This is a genomic window from Stenotrophomonas sp. GD03680 (assembly GCF_029844625.1).
In the GTDB taxonomy this organism is placed as follows: Bacteria; Pseudomonadota; Gammaproteobacteria; order Xanthomonadales; family Xanthomonadaceae; genus Stenotrophomonas; species Stenotrophomonas maltophilia_P.
Window position 1 is genome coordinate 281,077 of record NZ_JAOCKC010000005.1, and the last position, 16,231, is coordinate 297,307.

At 66.1% G+C, this 16,231-nt stretch carries 12 protein-coding genes and 1 tRNA gene; 9 read left to right on the forward strand and 4 right to left on the reverse strand.

Features of this window, described 5'->3' with window-relative positions; all coding sequences use genetic code 11:
• The first annotated feature begins 71 nt into the window (after positions 1–71).
• The 7 genes from lexA to N5J29_RS09605 all read left to right on the forward strand — a co-directional run bounded on the left by lexA (position 72) and on the right by N5J29_RS09605 (position 6,932).
• Positions 72–707 (forward strand): transcriptional repressor LexA, encoded by a 636-nt coding sequence (gene lexA, locus N5J29_RS09575; RefSeq protein WP_053520003.1) that lies wholly within the window; start codon positions 72–74, stop codon positions 705–707.
• A gap of 204 nt (positions 708–911) precedes the next feature.
• Positions 912–1,949 (forward strand): recombinase RecA, encoded by a 1,038-nt coding sequence (gene recA, locus N5J29_RS09580; RefSeq protein ID WP_053520004.1) that lies wholly within the window; start codon positions 912–914, stop codon positions 1,947–1,949.
• Between the two features lie 110 nt (positions 1,950–2,059).
• Positions 2,060–2,554: a recombination regulator RecX gene (gene recX / locus N5J29_RS09585; protein ID WP_111186069.1), complete on the forward strand. Its 495-nt coding sequence runs from the start codon at positions 2,060–2,062 to the stop codon at positions 2,552–2,554.
• Positions 2,555–2,663: 109 nt separating this feature from the next.
• Positions 2,664–5,312, forward strand: coding sequence for an alanine--tRNA ligase (alaS, locus tag N5J29_RS09590; protein WP_164152242.1), 2,649 nt, complete (start codon positions 2,664–2,666; stop codon positions 5,310–5,312).
• A gap of 147 nt (positions 5,313–5,459) precedes the next feature.
• A complete protein-coding gene (csrA, locus tag N5J29_RS09595) occupies positions 5,460–5,663 on the forward strand; it encodes a carbon storage regulator CsrA (RefSeq protein ID WP_053520007.1) in 204 nt (67 codons plus the stop codon).
• Positions 5,664–5,740: 77 nt separating this feature from the next.
• A tRNA-Ser gene (locus N5J29_RS09600) sits at positions 5,741–5,833 on the forward strand.
• A gap of 178 nt (positions 5,834–6,011) precedes the next feature.
• Entirely contained in the window at positions 6,012–6,932 is a 921-nt protein-coding gene (locus tag N5J29_RS09605; protein ID WP_053520008.1) for a hypothetical protein, read from the forward strand.
• A gap of 66 nt (positions 6,933–6,998) precedes the next feature.
• Here N5J29_RS09605 and N5J29_RS09610 read toward each other — a convergent pair whose 3' ends face one another.
• Both N5J29_RS09610 and N5J29_RS09615 read right to left on the reverse strand, forming a co-directional pair.
• Positions 6,999–9,107 carry a phospholipase C, phosphocholine-specific gene (locus N5J29_RS09610; protein ID WP_164152243.1) on the reverse strand — a complete coding sequence of 703 codons (2,109 nt, stop codon included), beginning with the start codon at positions 9,105–9,107 and terminating at the stop codon, positions 6,999–7,001.
• 8 nt (positions 9,108–9,115) lie between these two features.
• Positions 9,116–11,494, reverse strand: a complete 2,379-nt coding sequence (locus N5J29_RS09615; protein WP_111186072.1) for a TonB-dependent receptor — start codon at positions 11,492–11,494, stop codon at positions 9,116–9,118.
• A 225-nt stretch (positions 11,495–11,719) separates the two neighbouring features.
• On the opposite strand from N5J29_RS09615, the gene N5J29_RS09620 reads away from it, so the two are divergent.
• Positions 11,720–12,865 carry an alpha/beta fold hydrolase gene (locus N5J29_RS09620; protein WP_111186073.1) on the forward strand — a complete coding sequence of 382 codons (1,146 nt, stop codon included), beginning with the start codon at positions 11,720–11,722 and terminating at the stop codon, positions 12,863–12,865.
• Positions 12,866–12,872: 7 nt separating this feature from the next.
• Here N5J29_RS09620 and N5J29_RS09625 read toward each other — a convergent pair whose 3' ends face one another.
• Together N5J29_RS09625 and N5J29_RS09630 are read right to left on the reverse strand one after the other, a co-directional pair.
• A complete protein-coding gene (locus tag N5J29_RS09625) occupies positions 12,873–14,012 on the reverse strand; it encodes an MFS transporter (RefSeq protein ID WP_164152246.1) in 1,140 nt (379 codons plus the stop codon).
• 369 nt (positions 14,013–14,381) lie between these two features.
• Positions 14,382–15,083 carry a pirin family protein gene (locus tag N5J29_RS09630; RefSeq protein WP_053520377.1) on the reverse strand — a complete coding sequence of 234 codons (702 nt, stop codon included), beginning with the start codon at positions 15,081–15,083 and terminating at the stop codon, positions 14,382–14,384.
• Positions 15,084–15,222: 139 nt separating this feature from the next.
• Here N5J29_RS09630 and N5J29_RS09635 point away from each other — a divergent pair, with 139 nt between their 5' ends.
• Complete coding sequence (locus N5J29_RS09635) at positions 15,223–16,143, forward strand: LysR family transcriptional regulator (protein ID WP_065181268.1); 921 nt, start codon at positions 15,223–15,225, stop codon at positions 16,141–16,143.
• Positions 16,144–16,231: the final 88 nt, after the last annotated feature.

Consider the following 16,231-nt stretch of genomic DNA (forward strand, 5'->3'; position numbering starts at 1 on the left):
TCGCCCGGTACGCTTCGCCCTGTCGTGTCCGGCACTTGCAGTTCCCGTAGTTAGTAGTAATACTACTAACCATGGACCTGACCGACACCCAGCAGGCGATCCTGCAGTTGATCGCCGAGCGTATCGAGAGCGAAGGCGCGCCGCCGTCGCAGACGGAAATCGCACGTGCGTTCGGCTTCAAGGGCGTACGCGCGGCCCAGTACCACCTGGAGGCGCTGGAGCAGGCGGGAGCGATCCGCCGCATTCCCGGCCAGGCCCGGGGCATCCGCCTGGTGCAGGCTCCCCCCGTGGAGACCCTGGCCGAGCCCGGGCTGCCCGAGAGCGTGCTGCGGCTGCCAGTACTGGGGCGGGTCGCCGCCGGCCTGCCTATCGGCGCGGATATCGGCTCGGACGATTTCGTGGTGCTGGACCGGGTGTTCTTTTCGCCCGCGCCGGATTACCTGCTGAAGGTGCAGGGTGACTCGATGATCGACGAAGGCATCTTCGATGGTGACCTGATCGGCGTGCACCGCACCCGCGACGCCCATTCGGGGCAGATCGTGGTGGCGCGCATCGATGATGAGATCACCGTCAAGCTGCTGAAGATCGCGAAGGACCGTATCCGGCTGTTGCCCCGGAACCCCGATTACAAGCCGATCGAAGTGCTTCCCGACCAGGACTTTTCGATCGAAGGCCTGTACTGCGGCCTGTTGCGGCCGAATCGCTGAAGCGTTCGAAGGTGCGTTACCCCGCGGTCTTTTGTGGCGATTCTCTGGTTCCACCGAGGTTGGTACGGATGTCCGATAATTCTTTTCAGAGCGCCGGGCAGAATCTCAGCCTGTGCGATACGTCCGCCTTAAAGTGAACCCATGGCAAAGAAGACCCCCAAAGACAGCACCCCCAACGAAATGACCTCTGCAAGGACCAATACGATGGACGAGAACAAGAAGCGCGCATTGGCTGCTGCTCTGGGCCAGATCGAAAAGCAGTTCGGCAAGGGCTCGGTGATGCGCATGGGCGACCGTGTGGTCGAGCCCGTCGAAGCCATCCCGACCGGTTCGCTGATGCTCGACATCGCATTGGGCATCGGGGGTCTGCCGAAGGGCCGCGTGGTGGAAATCTATGGACCGGAGTCCTCGGGCAAGACCACGCTGACGCTGCAGGCCATCGCCGAGTGCCAGAAGATGGGAGGCACCGCTGCCTTCATCGATGCCGAGCACGCTCTCGACCCGATCTATGCCGCCAAGCTTGGCGTGAACGTGGACGACCTGCTGCTGTCGCAGCCCGATACCGGTGAACAGGCATTGGAAATCGCCGACATGCTGGTCCGTTCCGGCTCGGTGGACATCCTGGTGATCGACTCGGTCGCGGCATTGACCCCGAAGGCCGAAATCGAGGGCGAGATGGGCGACCAGTTGCCGGGTCTGCAGGCCCGCCTGATGAGCCAGGCGCTGCGTAAGCTGACCGGCAACATCAAGCGCTCGAACACGCTGGTGATCTTCATCAACCAGCTGCGCATGAAGATCGGCGTGATGATGCCGGGCCAGAGCCCGGAGACCACCACGGGTGGCAACGCGCTGAAGTTCTATGCCTCGGTCCGCCTGGACATCCGCCGCATCGGTGCCATCAAGAAGGGCGATGAGATCATCGGTAACCAGACCAAGATCAAGGTCGTCAAAAACAAGCTGGCCCCGCCGTTCAAGCAGGTAATCACCGAGATCCTGTATGGCGAAGGCATCAGCCGTGAAGGCGAACTGATCGACATGGGCGTGGATGCCAAGCTGGTCGAGAAGGCCGGTGCCTGGTACAGCTATGGCGAAGAACGCATCGGCCAGGGCAAGGACAACGCCCGCGGTTATCTGCGTGACAACCCGACCGTCGCCGCCAAGCTCGAAGCCGAGCTGCGCGAGAAATTCCAGCCATCCGAGGCCGTCCGCGAGGAAGGCGACGACGAAGGCGACGACGAGTAAGTCTTGCTGTGGGGTAGGGTGACGCCGTCAGTGACGTCGCTCTACCCCGCAGGTTCGAACCGCCCAGGATGGGCAGGGTGCCAGGGACGGCGCCACCCCTGGAGGCATTGATGTCCGACAGCGACGAACCTACCTCGACAGGCCGAAAGCGCCGGCCTCGCGAGCAGACTCCGGTGCAGCGGGCACTGGGCCTGCTGGTCCGCCGGGAGCATTCACGCAAGGAATTGACCCGCAAACTGACTGCGCGGGGTATCGAAGACGAAGCCGCGCAGGCAGCGGTCGCCAAGCTGACCGAGGCGGGGTGGCAGGACGACACCCGGTTTGCCGAGAACCTGGTACGCATGCGGGCCAACACCGGTTACGGCCCCATCCATGTGCGTGCCGAACTGGGGACCCATGGGCTGGACAGTGCCGCGATTGCCGCAGCGATGGACAGCTACGAGGGCGACTGGCAGGAGAACGCCCGTGATCTGGTCCGCCGCCGCTTTGGCGAGGCCGGCCCACAGGACCTGGCGCAGCGCCGCAAAGCGGCAGATCTGCTGGCGCGGCGGGGCTTCGACGGTGACAGCATCCGCCGTGCGACCCGCTACGACCCTGACGATTGAGACTGGCGGCGCCGGGCCTGATACCCTTTAGGTTTTCGGCGGTCCGTCGCGACCCTGGCCCAGGCGGCCGGTGGTCCGGGTCCGCCGGCCCGCAGACTGCCAGCCCCCAATGAACGCACCCGCCAAATTCACGACCTCCCAGATCCGTAGCGATTTCCTTGAATTCTTCAAGGGCAAAGGCCATACCATCGTGCCGTCGGCACCGCTGGTGCCTGGCAACGATCCGACCCTGCTGTTCACCAACTCCGGCATGGTGCAGTTCAAGGACGTGTTCCTCGGTGCCGAGAAGCGCAGCTACGTGCGCGCGGCCGATGTCCAGCGCTGCCTGCGCGCGGGTGGCAAGCACAACGATCTTGACCAGGTTGGCTACACCGCCCGCCATCACACCTTCTTTGAAATGCTGGGCAACTGGTCGTTTGGTGACTACTTCAAGAAGGACGCGATTGCGTGGGCGTGGGAGCTGCTGACCCAGGTCTGGAAGCTGCCGGCCGATCGCCTGCTGGTGACCGTCTACCAGACCGACGACGAAGCCTACGAACTGTGGCGCGACATGGTGGGGGTGCCGGAAGAGCGCATCGTGCGGATCGGCGACAACAAGGGCGCGCCGTTCGCTTCGGACAACTTCTGGCAGATGGCCGACACCGGCCCGTGTGGTCCGTGCACCGAGATTTTCTACGACCACGGCGACCACATTGCCGGCGGTCCTCCGGGGTCGCCGGATGAGGATGGCGACCGCTTCATCGAGATCTGGAATCTGGTGTTCATGCAGTTCGACCGCCAGCCGGACGGCACTCTGGTGCCGCTGCCGGCGCCTTGCGTGGATACCGGCATGGGCCTGGAGCGTCTTGCGGCGATCCTGCAGCATGTCCACACCAATTACGAGATCGACCTGTTCCAGGCTCTGATCCGCAAGGCCTCCGAGCTGACCGGCACCTCCGATCTGGAAAACAAGTCGCTGCGCGTGATTGCCGACCACATCCGTGCCTGCTCGTTCCTGATCGTCGATGGCGTCCTGCCGTCCAACGAAGGACGGGGCTATGTGCTGCGCCGTATCATCCGCCGCGCGCTGCGCCATGGTTGGATGCTGGGTGTGCGCCAGCCGTTCTTCAGCAAGCTGGTGCCGACGCTGGTTGCACAGATGGGCGAGGCCTATCCGGAGCTGCCGGCGGCAGCGGACACCGTGACCCGCGCGCTGCAGGCTGAGGAGGAGCGGTTCGCCGAGACGCTCGACGCCGGCATGAAAATCTTCGAAGACGTTGCGGCAAGGGCCGGCAATGGCGTGATCCCGGGTAGTGACGCCTTCCGCCTTTACGACACCTATGGCTTCCCCCTGGACCTGACCCAGGACATCGCCCGCGAGCGTGACCTGACGGTCGATATCGCCGGGTTCGATGCGGCGATGGAACAGCAGCGCGAGACCGCGCGTGCCGCGGGCAAGTTCGGCGGTGGCGTGACCCTGCCGGCCGAGCTGGTGGCGACGCTCACCCCGACCGCGTTCCTGGGCTACGACCGCCTGCAGGCCGGTGACCTGACCGTGCTGGCGCTGCTCAAGGAGGGGCGTCCGGTACAGTCGGCCAGTGCCGGCGATGCCGTCATCGTCATCACCAACCAGACGCCGTTCTATGCCGAGTCCGGCGGCCAGGTCGGCGATACCGGCGTAATGACCGGCAACGGCGTGCGCCTGGCGGTGGAAGACACCCAGAAGTTCGCGGGCCAGTTCCACGGCCATGTCGGCACCCTGACCGAAGGCGACCTGAAGGTGGGCGATGTGCTGGCTGGCGAGGTCGACGGTGAGCGCCGCGGCGCCACCATCCTCAACCACTCGGCCACCCATCTGCTGCACGCGGCCCTGCGCGAGGTGCTGGGCACGCACGTGCAGCAGAAGGGCTCGCTGGTGGCGCCGGACCGCCTGCGTTTCGATTTCTCGCATTTCCAGCCGATCAGTGCCGAAGAACTGGCCGTGATCGAGCGCAAGGTCAATCAGCAGGTGCGTGCCAACAATGTTGCCGAAGTGCACTCCATGGGCATGCAGGAAGCACTCGATTTCGGCGCAATGGCACTGTTCGGAGAGAAGTACGGCGAACAGGTCCGGGTACTGAAAATGGGCGACTATTCCACCGAACTGTGTGGTGGCACCCACGTCAAGCGCACCGGTGATATCGGCCTGTTCAAGATCACCTCGGAAGGCGGTGTCTCCGCGGGCGTGCGTCGCATCGAAGCGGTCACCGGTCAGGGCGCCCTGGATTACGTCGATGCCGAAGAGGCGCGGTTGTCCGAGGCGGCCGAGCTGCTGGGTGGCAGTGCTGCCGACGTGGTCGAGAAGATCCGGGCGCTTGGCCAGCGCCAGAAGCAGCTGGAACGTGAACTGGAAGCGGTGAAGGCCAAGGTAGCCGCGGGTGCGACCGCCGACCTTTCCAGCCAGGCGGTCGAGGTCGCGGGCGTGAAGGTGCTGGCGGCCCGCCTGGAGGGCTTCGACGCCAAGGCGCTGCGCGATGCCGTGGACCGCCTGAAGCAGCAGCTGGGAGACGCGGTGATCGTGCTGGCAGGTGCCCAGGACGGCAAGGCCGCCCTGGTCGCGGGCGTGAACGGCAGTGCAACGGGCCGGGTCAAGGCCGGGGAACTGTTGTCGCATATCGCCGGTCAGATCGGGGGCAAGGGCGGCGGACGCCCGGACCTCGCCCAGGGTGGTGGCGAGGACGGGCCCGCCCTTGCCACTGCACTGGCTGCCGTCGTCGAATGGGTCAGCCCCCGCCTGTGATGAAGCCTGCCGTCCCCCTTCTTGTAGGAGCGGGACGGCTGACGGTACCATTGCGAATCTTTTCCCTTTGTCGTGGTAGCGCTTCTTGACGAAGCGTCAAGCCGGTGGGGGATACCCTTCCACACGGTTCCATGGAGACTTACAAAAATGTTGATCCTGACTCGCCGCGTCGGCGAAACCTTGATGATCGGTGACTCGGTGAGCGTCACCGTGCTCGGCGTCAAGGGTAACCAGGTACGTATCGGCATCACTGCGCCGAAGGACGTCGCTGTGCATCGCGAAGAGATCTACCAGCGCATCCAGCGTGGTGACGAAGCCGGCAGCGCCGGTGGTGAAAATTCTGCGGAATAAGGCTTTACCTTCGCGCGTGATTAACGTTATGATTCACGCCCCGCTGAGGTGCGACGCACCCCCGCGGTGAAATCCCCGGAGTGATGCCCGAGTGGCCGAAGGGGCTCCCCTGCTAAGGGAGTATAGGGTCAAAAGCTCTATCGAGGGTTCGAATCCCTCTCACTCCGCCAGATACTCAGAAAAGCCCCTGGAGACAGGGGCTTTTTTGTGGCCGGAATTCTCCCGTGCAGCACGTTGCCCATCACCTGCAGAAATCGAATCTGCGCCGACTGCTGGACTTGGATTGCAGGTTCTGATGTGCTGAGCCGGTACGCCGACGGATCGGCGATCGATGGGACGGAAGTGCGGATGCAGATTTCCTTGAAGCGCGCTCTGATCGTGGGCGGCGTGGCAGTTGTCGTGTTGACCGGCGGTTATGTCCTGTGGGGCCGCGCGGATTCCATGCCGCAGGCGATTGCGGCGCACGCGCCTCACACGCAAGGCCGCACTGACGTCGCACCCGTGCCCTCAAAGCAGCATCGTGCCGCTGCGCGAACGGGTCCGCAGCCGCCGAATCCCCAGGTCTTCCGCCGGGTAGGTCCGAAGGCATACGAGATTGCCGGCAACCGTGAGCGGCGGCCGCCGGGCGATGCGCTTGAGTACATGAGGGTGATGAAGCGGCGTTCCGACGCCGGTGATGCGGATGCGAGCTATCTGATGGAGTTGACGGTGCGCGAGTGCAGGAACCTGATCAAGCACGATCCGGTCGCGTCATTCGATTTCCTTCGTAATGCGGGCATGACGCCGGATCCTGCCTCGTTGGTCAATGATGAGCGTCGTCTGGGCGAGTGTGCGTCCCTGGTAGCTGCGCCTGCCTTCTATCATGGAGCATGGCTTGCCAGGGCCGCTTCGCAGGGCTCAATCGAAGCCAAGCTGCTTTACGCGGCCGATCCCGAGACCGTCATCGGCCCTCCATCGGAGTGGCTTGCGAATCCGGAATCGCTGGTCAGATGGCGGGAGAGTGCGATGCGCCATCTCCATGATGCTGCGGCAACGGGAAGCCTCGATGCGGTCAGTCACCTGTCCAGCGCGTACGACAAGGGAAGAATCACCGCCTACGATGGCGTGAATGCCTATGCATATGCCTTGGCCGCTGCCAAGGCAAATCCGGCACATATGCCGGCGAGGAGCCTGCAGGAGTTGCAGGCGAAGTTGAGCCCTGCACAGCGCGAGGCTGCGCGCGAGCGGGCGACGCAGGTGTACGCGGACTGCTGCATCGCAGATCAATGACGCGCAGTCCCGATTCCGTCGGTTTCGATGGGGCAGGACGCGGCCTGCCGCGTTTCGTCCTCGACCTCAATCGTGCTGGAACCGCAAGGGTTCACTGCCCATCGCCGGATCGCTGGTGCCGGGGCGGCCATCCTCGACGCGCCCTGCCAGGCGCAGCGCACCGCTTCCTGCGCTGACATGCAGGTCGTACCACCCTGCGGTGGGGGCTGCATCCCAGGCCAGCGATGTTTCCGAGCGCGCGGCGATGTCCAGAGTCTGGTCGGGCATGTGCCCGGCATAGGCGCCTCCCTGCACGCGGACCCGGCAGGGCTCATCGCCTGGATTACGCAGACGCAGGCGAAGCTGGCCATCGGCGCGCTCCATCTCCGCCAGCAACATCGGGGAGGTGGCATCGCCGCGGAAGTGGCGATGGAATCCATTGGGGCCCAGCAGCCACAGGTCGAAGCGGCCATCGGCAGCAAGCGGCCAGCGCGCCTGCACGGGCGTGCCCGGCACCAGCGTGTAGCGCCTCGGAATCGCGTCCAGGCGCAGCCGGTCGTAGACATGCAGTACCGCTGCCGCTCCTTCGCAGCCCAGCTGCAGATCGATGCTTCCGGCGGCCAATGCGGTGATCCGGGCCTGCGGCCGATAGGGCAGGGCGCGTGCCGGTCTTACCCCGGCTTCCTGGCGTGCAGGGTGCAACCCCTCCGGCAGGGCAGGCACGGTCCGGCCCGGCAGGGCCGCCGCGCGCGCGGCCACCGCATCGACGTCAGGCAACGCTTGCACGAAGGGGCGGGTATCGCGCTGGGCGAAATCGAACGCGTGGGTCAGATCGCCACAGACCGCGCGCCGCCACGGTGAGATGCCCGGTGCGGGCACACCGAAGCGGCGTTCGATCAGGCGCAGTACCGAGGTGTGGTCATACACCTGCGAATCGACCCAGCCGCCCCGGCTCCAGGGCGAGATCACATACAACGGCACGCGTGGGCCCAGTCCATAGGGGCGGCCACGCAGCTCGGCGGCGTCGTACTTCTCGTCGCCAGGCGCAGGATGCCGATGGTATTCGCCTTCGGTGCCGACCGACGATGCGCCGGCCCAGCCATCCTCCAGCGGTGAAGGCGGGGCGGGCGGCGGCACGTGGTCGAAGAAGCCGTCGTTCTCGTCGAACATCAACAGCAGGGCGGTACGACTCCAGACCTCCGGGTCAGCGGTCAGCGCGTCGAGCACGCGCGCGGTGTAGGCCGCGCCCTGCGCCGGGCTGGAGGGGCCGGGATGTTCGCTGCCGGCAGCGTCGGCGATGATGAAGCTGACCTGTGGCAACTGCCCGTCGACCACATCCTGGCGCAGCTGTGCCAGCCCGCGCGTGCTGACCCCGCGTGCGCGAAGTTGTGGATCGTGGCCCGGTGCAGCGCGGTACGCCTGCCGGAAGGTCTCGAATCCGGCCAGCGGGTTGTCGGTGAAGTTGTCGGCCATGTCCTGGTAGATCTGCCAGGACACCCCTGCCTGCTGCAGCTGCTCGACGTAGCTGGTCCACTGGTAGGACGCCGGATGGCCGCCGTGCTCCGGGAAGTTGTCGTGGGAGTTGGCGATCACCGGGCCGCCGGCGCGGGCAAAGGGATCGTTGTGGCCGGTCCACAGGAACACCCGGTTCGGGTTGGTGCCGGCCTGGATCGCGCAGTGATAGGCATCGCAGACGGTGAAGGCATCGGCGAGTGCGAACTGGAAGGGCAGGTCGCTGCGCTGGAAGTAGCCCATGGAGTGATTCTGCTTGGCCTTGGGCCACTGCCCCATGCGCCCATGGTCCCAGGCACGCTGCGCGTCAGGCCAGGTGTGCGGCGTGCCTTCGACGCGCATGTAGCCGAAGTGCGCGGCGGTATCCAGCGGGAACGGTGCGATCGCCCGGCTGCCGCTGGCATCGGGTTGCAGCCACAGGGTGCGCGCAGCGCCACCGCCCGCCAGGGGGGCGGCGGGGGCCACGAAACGATCACCGAATCCGCGCACGCCCGGCAGGGTGCCGAAGTAGTGATCGAACGAGCGGTTCTCCTGCATGAACACCACGATGTGCTGCAGGTCCTGCAGGCTGCGGGTGCGTGCATCGGGGGCGATCGCGGCGGCCCGGGCGATGCTCGGCAGCAGCGGTGAAAGGCCGGCGGCAAGGCCGGCCTGCAACAGTCGGCGACGGCCGATATCGGTCACGGGTTCACTCACAGGTCCACACGGAAGGAGATGCCGACGGTGCGCGGAGCGCCGATGAAGGCGCTGTCGCGGCCGTCGACACCTGCAAGATACCGCTTGTCGGTGAGATTGCTCACCACCAGGTTCGCACCCATGCCCTTCAGGCGTGGCGACAGGCCCTGCAGATCGAAGCCGATGTTGGCATTGAACACCGTGGCCGAGGGCAGTCTGCTGGCGTTGGCAGCATCGAGGTAGCGCGTTCCCAGGTAGCGGCCTGACAGGCCGAAGTTCCAGTTCTCGCCCTGCCAGTCAGCCGAGACCACCAGGATCTGCTCGGGCTGGCCGATCACCTTGGCGCCATCGACGATGCCCAGCTGGGCGTCACGCGCGGAATCGCCGCTGCCGAGGTACTTCGAGCGGTTGTAGGTATAGGCCGCGTTGATCCGCCAGCCGTTGTCCCAGCCGTATCCGAGCGCCGCTTCCAGGCCATTGCTCTCCACGCCCCCGAAGTTCTCGTAGACGCCGTCGGTCTCGCCCAGGTAGTCGATGCCGCTGACGAAACCGGCCGGCAGGTAGACGATGCGGTTGTCGAACTTGATGTTGTACAGGGTGACCGAGGCGGTCAACGGCCAGCGGCTGATGCGCATGCCGAGTTCGATGTTGTCGGCTGTCTCCGGCTCGACGTTGCGGAAGCGCTGCGGATCGGTCTCGCCCAGTACGCCGGAGGGGATGGCCGCGAAGTTCTGCGAGAAGCCTGCGAACAGTTCCATGCCCTGAACACCGGGTGCCCAGGTGAAGCCGGTGGACAGCAGCGGATCGGACTTTGAATCGGACGTGACGTTCTCGGCGGCGCCGATCACACGCCGGCGGGACTGGTCCACGAAGAACTGCTTCACGCCCAGGCGCGCGCTGAAGGGGCCGAAGCGGGCCACGTCCTCGATGTAATACATCTGCTCATCGACCTTGTACCGGTCTTCGAACTGGACCCAGTACGGCTGGTGATCGAAGGCGATGTCCTGCCCGACGTTGAGCAGCCGGTGCCAGTCGCGGCGTGCGGAGCGGTCCAGCTTTTCCACCCACAGGCCACCGCGGACCGTGTTGTCGATGCTGCCGAAGGTCTGCCGCCACTCGACGTCGGCAGTGACGCCCATGCGGTCGTTGTCGTAGTGGGTGTGGCGGTAGGACTGGGCGCCGAGCACATTGCCGGCGTAGCAGCCCGGATCATACTCGGCCGTGAAGCCCAGCCGCGGCGTGCAGGTGGCCAGACGCTGGGCGGCGCTGCCATCGGGATTGACGAAGTAGATCTGGCCCCGGTTGCTGCCGCCGTACACGGTGCTGCCGCCGGTGTACTCCGACTCGGGGCGACCGCTGCCATCGTCGCTGACCTGCGCCAGGTACGGCGGCAGCCAGTCGCCGCGACCCTGCATGCGATGACCGTAGGCCGCCATCGAGGCCTTGAAGCCGTTGCCACCGTCGAAGGCGGCGCGCAGGTAACCGAAGGTGTTCTCGCGCAGGGCACGGGAACCGGAACGGAAATTCTGATCCAGATAGGGAATGCCGGTCAGGGTGCCGACCAGGTTGTCGCGGTCCGGATTGGTGGCGAAGCCCTGAGGCGAGACGCTGGTGTATTCCGGTTCGTCGGCATCGTTGTAGGACAGATAGCCGGTGAGTGTCCAGCGGTCCAGTTCGGTGACGAACTTGCCGGCGATATGGTCGTTGCGGGTGCGGCCGCTGCCGTCGATCCAATCGTGCACGCGCGCCGAGGATGCACTGACCCAGGCACGGGTGTGGCCGCCAAGCACGCCGGTGTCATAGCGCACGTAGTACTTGCGCGCTTCATTGTCACCGGCACCGACGACGAAGCGCAGCCGGCTGTCCTGCAGCGGATCGCCGGTGAGGAAGTTCAGGGTGCCGCCCAGCGCCTCGTTCGAGCGCGAGGAGATGTCAGCCGTGCCCTGGCTGACCTCCACCGTTTCCAGGTCCAGGGTGTCGATGTAGCGATTGGCCAGGGAGCCACCGCCGTAGCCCGAGCCACCATTGGGCAGGCCATCGATGGTGGTGCCGATCTGCTGCGTATCGCGGTTGGTGACGAAGCCGCGCATGCTGATCTGCGTGCCCCACACCGACGAACCGGTGGCATCGGCCTCGCTGACGACCACGCCGGGCACTTCGTTGAGCGCGTCGTTGACGCTGCTCATCACCAGCTGCCGGTTCAGTGTTTCCGTGCGCACCGCAGTCTTGGCGTAACTGGTTGCCTGGCCGATCACCTGGACCTGGTCCAGCGTGCGGGCGTCGCTGCGACGTGTCGTGTCACCCTCTCCCTGCGGTGCTTCGGCGAGGGCGTCCAGTGCGGGCGCGATCAGCAGGGCAAGCAGCGAGATACGGGGAATACGCGCATGCGTTGGCATCGAAACCAGACCTTCACGAGTGGGGGAAGCCCCGGAGTGTCGGCAGCGGCAGTGACGTGACGGTGACGTGCAGATGCAGCCTTCATTGCACTCGCGGCGCGGGAGGCGCCCTGCACCAAGCTGAATCGATGCTGCGCTGTCATCAAGCCGTCATCGAACCGCGATAGATGGCAAGCGCGGTGCCCGCTAGGCTGCCACGCTGTCGCATTTCTTCCTTGATCGCCCATGAAGCGCCCGCTGCTGCTGTTGCTGGCGTGCGCCGGCCTGTGGCTGGCTGCATGCTCTTCCTCGATGAATGCCGCATCCACCTCGCTCGCCGACCGCCTGGTCGCGCCGGGCGGCGTGTCGACGCTGCTTGACCAGCCGCGCATCGCTGCGGCCATTGCCGGGATTCCCAATCGCCATGGTTTCGCGCCGGGCCGTGATGGCGTGCCGATCTTCTGGCGCGTTTTCGATCCGGGCAACTACGGCGCCCGCTATCGCTATCTGCCGCAGCGGCATGAGAATGGCCTGCCGCTGGACACCGGACTCAGCCTGTCGGTGCCGCAGCCGTTCCGGGCACAGGCGCCGCGTGGCACCGTGGTGCTCCTGCACGGCTGGATGATGAACGGCGATTCGATGCTGCCGTGGTCATTGCAGCTGGCCGGATCGGGCTATCGCGTGGTCACGCTCGACCTGCGCAACCACGGCCAGTCCGGGGCTGGACCCTCCGGCTATGGCACCTACGAATCGGACGACGTGGTCGATGTGATCGCTGAGCTGCGCGCACGCGGCGAAGTCACCGGGCCCCTGTATCTGTTCGGCGTGTCCTATGGCGCGGCGACGGCGGTGTTCACCGCTGAAAAGCTCGGTGACCAGGTTGCCGGCGTCGTCGCGATGGAGTCGTTCGCCAATGCCGGCGTAGCCATCCGCACGATGATTCCGCACCTGATGGCGCTGCAGCCGGAAGGGTGGAAAGCACAGGCCGTGGCCTCATATGCGCGGTGGCGCTATGGCGGACAGGACATCGACCAGGTAATTGCTGCGGCCAGCCGCCGCATCGATGTCGATCTTGACCATGTGGATGTGGCCCGTGCGCTGGCCGACACGCGCGCCTGCGTGCTGCTGCTGCACGGGCAGGGCGACCAGCACATTCCTGTGAGCCAGGGGCGCGAACTCGCGCAGGCCAACCCGCGGGCGCACTACATCGAGATGCGCGGCGAGGACCATATCACCCTGCCGCTGCGGCTGGATCTGTTGGCCGGTGTGGTCGACGACTGGATGGCGCGCGACGAACGGCACCCCCCGTCCACCTGCCCGGCGCCGCAGCTGCCGGCACAGGCCGAGTGGCTGGTGCACGATGTGCCGGCAGCGGAGCCGGCACGCGGTTGATGCATCGTCAGGACAGCCAGCGCGCCAGTGCGGGCGCCGACAGCGCGACACCGATCAGCAGTGCCGCCACGCAGAGGAACGCGAAGCCCAGGCTGCTGGCATGGGCCAGTGCGCCGATCGCGGCCGGGCCGGCGAGAATGCCGGCATAGCCCAGTGTGGTGACAGCCGTGATGGCGATGTTCTCGGGCATCGCGCGCTGCTGTCCAGCCATCGAGAACAGTGCCGGCACGATGTTGGCGCAGCCCAGGCCGACCAGCGCATGGCCCGCAAGGGCAACCGGCAACGATGGCACCAGGGTGGCCACGGCAAAGCCGGCCGCAGCGGTGATGCCGCCGATGACAAGGGTGCGGGTGCGGCCGAGACGCTCGACGATGCCATCGCCGAACAGGCGCATGGCTGTCATCGCCAGAGTGAACACCGCGAAGCCCGCGCCGGCCTGGTCGCGAGGCACCTGCCGTACCTCGGCCAGGAACACGGCGCTCCAGTCCAGCATCGAGCCTTCGGCGAGAAACACCACGAATGCCAGCACGCCGATGAACAGCACCACGCCATGTGGCAGTGCCAGCAAGGGGCCTTCGTGCAGGATCCGTTGCGGACGCCAGTGCGGTGCCGACAGCACAGCTACCAGCAGCAGTGCCGCCGCCGCGAGCAGCGCGGCCAGCCAGAGCGGTGTGCCCAGGATCAGCAGACCGGTCATGCAGCCGGCGCCGACAAAGCCACCGATGCTGTAGAAGGCGTGGAAGCCGGACATCATCACCCGGCCGGCTTCGCGTTCGACGGCCACTGCCTGCATGTTCATCGTGCAGTCCATCGCACCCACGCCCGCGCCGAACACGAACAGGGCCGCACCGAGCACGAAGGGCGAAGGCGGCACCGCCAGCAGCGGCAGTGCCAGCAGCACGAGTGCACAGGTGAACACCAGCAGCCGACGGCAGCCGAAGCGACCGGTCAGCGCACCGGCCAGCGGCATGGCCAGCAGTGAGCCCAGCCCGAGGCACAGCAGCACGGCGCCCAGACCGGCGTCGGACAGCCCTGCCTGGGCCTTGGCGAAGGGCACCATCGGTGCCCACGCGGCGGTGGCGAAACCGGGAATGAAGAAGGCGGCGCGGGTGGCGTGCTGCTGGGCACGTGGGGAAGAAGGCGTCATGCGCGGTAGGAAGCTCCAGTGAACCGACATGGAAGCGATTTCATGGCGGTTCGGCAAGTGCCAACGGAGGGGGGCCGACATGCATACGATTGCAGCGCGACAAGGGCGAGGCGGCATCGAACCCCGCCCCGCACCGCGACGGTGATCTGTGGCCGCGTATGGACAGACCCCACGAGAGCTTCTGTTCAGAACCCGCAGATGATGGCCGATCGGATCCAGCCCCGGCGTCTTCTGCAACTGGATGCGAGCCATGCATCGCTGGCGTCGAGACCGGCCGAGGTGACTGCGTTGATTCTGGAGGCCTGCGCCGCCGTCGGCGGTTGAGGCCAGAGGTCGCCCGCGGTACCGGTCGGCACCGCGGGCGTGACTTCACAGCGGCAGGTCGAACACCAGCACTTCGGCGTCGTTGCCGTTCTCCAGCGTCAGCTGCGCTTCGTCGCTGATCTGCAGCGCATCACCGGCTTCCAGGGTGATGCCGTTGACCTGCAGCTGGCCACGGGCGACCTGCACATAGGCACCGCGTCCGCTGCCCAGGGCGTGGTGCAGCTTGTGGCTGCCGTCGAGCAGGGTGGCGAAGATGCGGGCATCCTGGTGGATGCGCAGCGAACCATCTGCACCGTCGGGCGAGGCGATCAGGCGCAGCTGGTTGCGCTTGCTGTCCGGCGTGAAGTGGGTTTCCTCATACGACGGGGTGATGTTCTCCGTGTCCGGGAAGATCCAGATCTGCAGGAAATGCACGGGTTCGGTGGCCGAGTGGTTGAACTCGCTGTGGCTGACGCCGCTGCCGGCGCTCATGCGCTGCACATCGCCGTAGCGCAGTACCGAACCGGTGCCCATCGAGTCCTTGTGTTCCAGTGCGCCGCCCAGCACGTAGGAGACGATCTCCATGTTGCTGTGGCTGTGGGTGCCGAAGCCCTGGCCGCCGATCACCTTGTCCTCGTTGATCACCCGCAGCGGACCGAAGCTGACATAGCGCGGATCGTAGTAGTTGGCGAACGAGAAGGTGTGGCGCGAGGACAGCCAGCCATGTTCGGCCAGGCCACGGGTAGCACTCTTGCGGATCTGCAGCATGGGATATCTCCTTGTTCGATGTTTTCGATGGTGCGGGGCAGGGCATTGATCGCCGTGTTTCCCTGTTGGAGAGAAGTATCCGCTTGCGCCGGTGCTTTGAAAAACGGATAGTTTTGAAAGCCATCATCGAAAAATTCGAATGCTCAAGCTCAGCCTCGAAGCCCTGCAGATCCTGGACGCCATCGATCGCCGCGGTTCGTTTGCGGGCGCCGGCAAGGCCCTGCACAAGGTGCCGTCCACCATTTCCTACACCGTGGCCAAGCTGGAAGAGGATCTTGGCGTGCAGCTGTTCGACCGGGTGGGCCCGCGTGCGGAGCCGACCGAGGCCGGTCGCGCGCTGCTGGATGAGGGCCGGCATCTGCTCCGTGCGGCCCGCGAACTGGAACTGCGGGTGCGCCGGGTGGCCTCCGGCTGGGAAACCGAACTGACCCTGGCAGTGGATTCGGTGTTTCCCACCTGGCTGCTGGGTCCGGACATCGCCGCATTTCGCGGCGCTGAGGCGCCGACCCGCCTGCGCTTGATCGGCGAGGCGCTGTCCGGCACCTGGGAGGCGCTGCTGGACCGGCGTGCCGATCTGCTGGTGGGCGCGCCGGGCGAGGGGCCGAGCGGTGGTGGCTACGTGGTCGAGCCGTTGGGTACGGTCGAGTTCGTGTTCGCGGTTGCCCCGGATCATCCCTTGGCGGCAGTGCCGGGCGTGCTGGGACGTGAGCAGCTGGTCGAGCACTGTGCGATCGCGGTGTCCGATTCGGCGCGGCGCTTGCTGCCCCGGACGGTTGGCCTGCTGATGGGGCAGGAGATGCTGACAGTGCCCGACATGGCCAGCAAGCTGAAACTGCAATGCGAGGGCGTGGGCTTCGGCTTTCTGCCCGAGCCGTGCGCGCGCGCGGCGGTGGCACGAGGCGAACTGGTGATCCGTGAGGTCGAGGAACACAAGCCGGAGGAGACCTTCTGGTTGGCCTGGCGGACCGGTGAGGATGGCGCGGCATTGCGCTGGTGGCGCGAGCGCCTGCGTAGGCCGGAGCTGCTGTCGCAGTGGTGGCGGGCAATGGCCGGGGGGTAGGTGTGCGACAGGGCTGCGCCCTGCACCCGCGACGGGCGGGAACACGGCAACAGCAACAGCTGAAGCGGGCTTGCCGGGGCAGGACGGG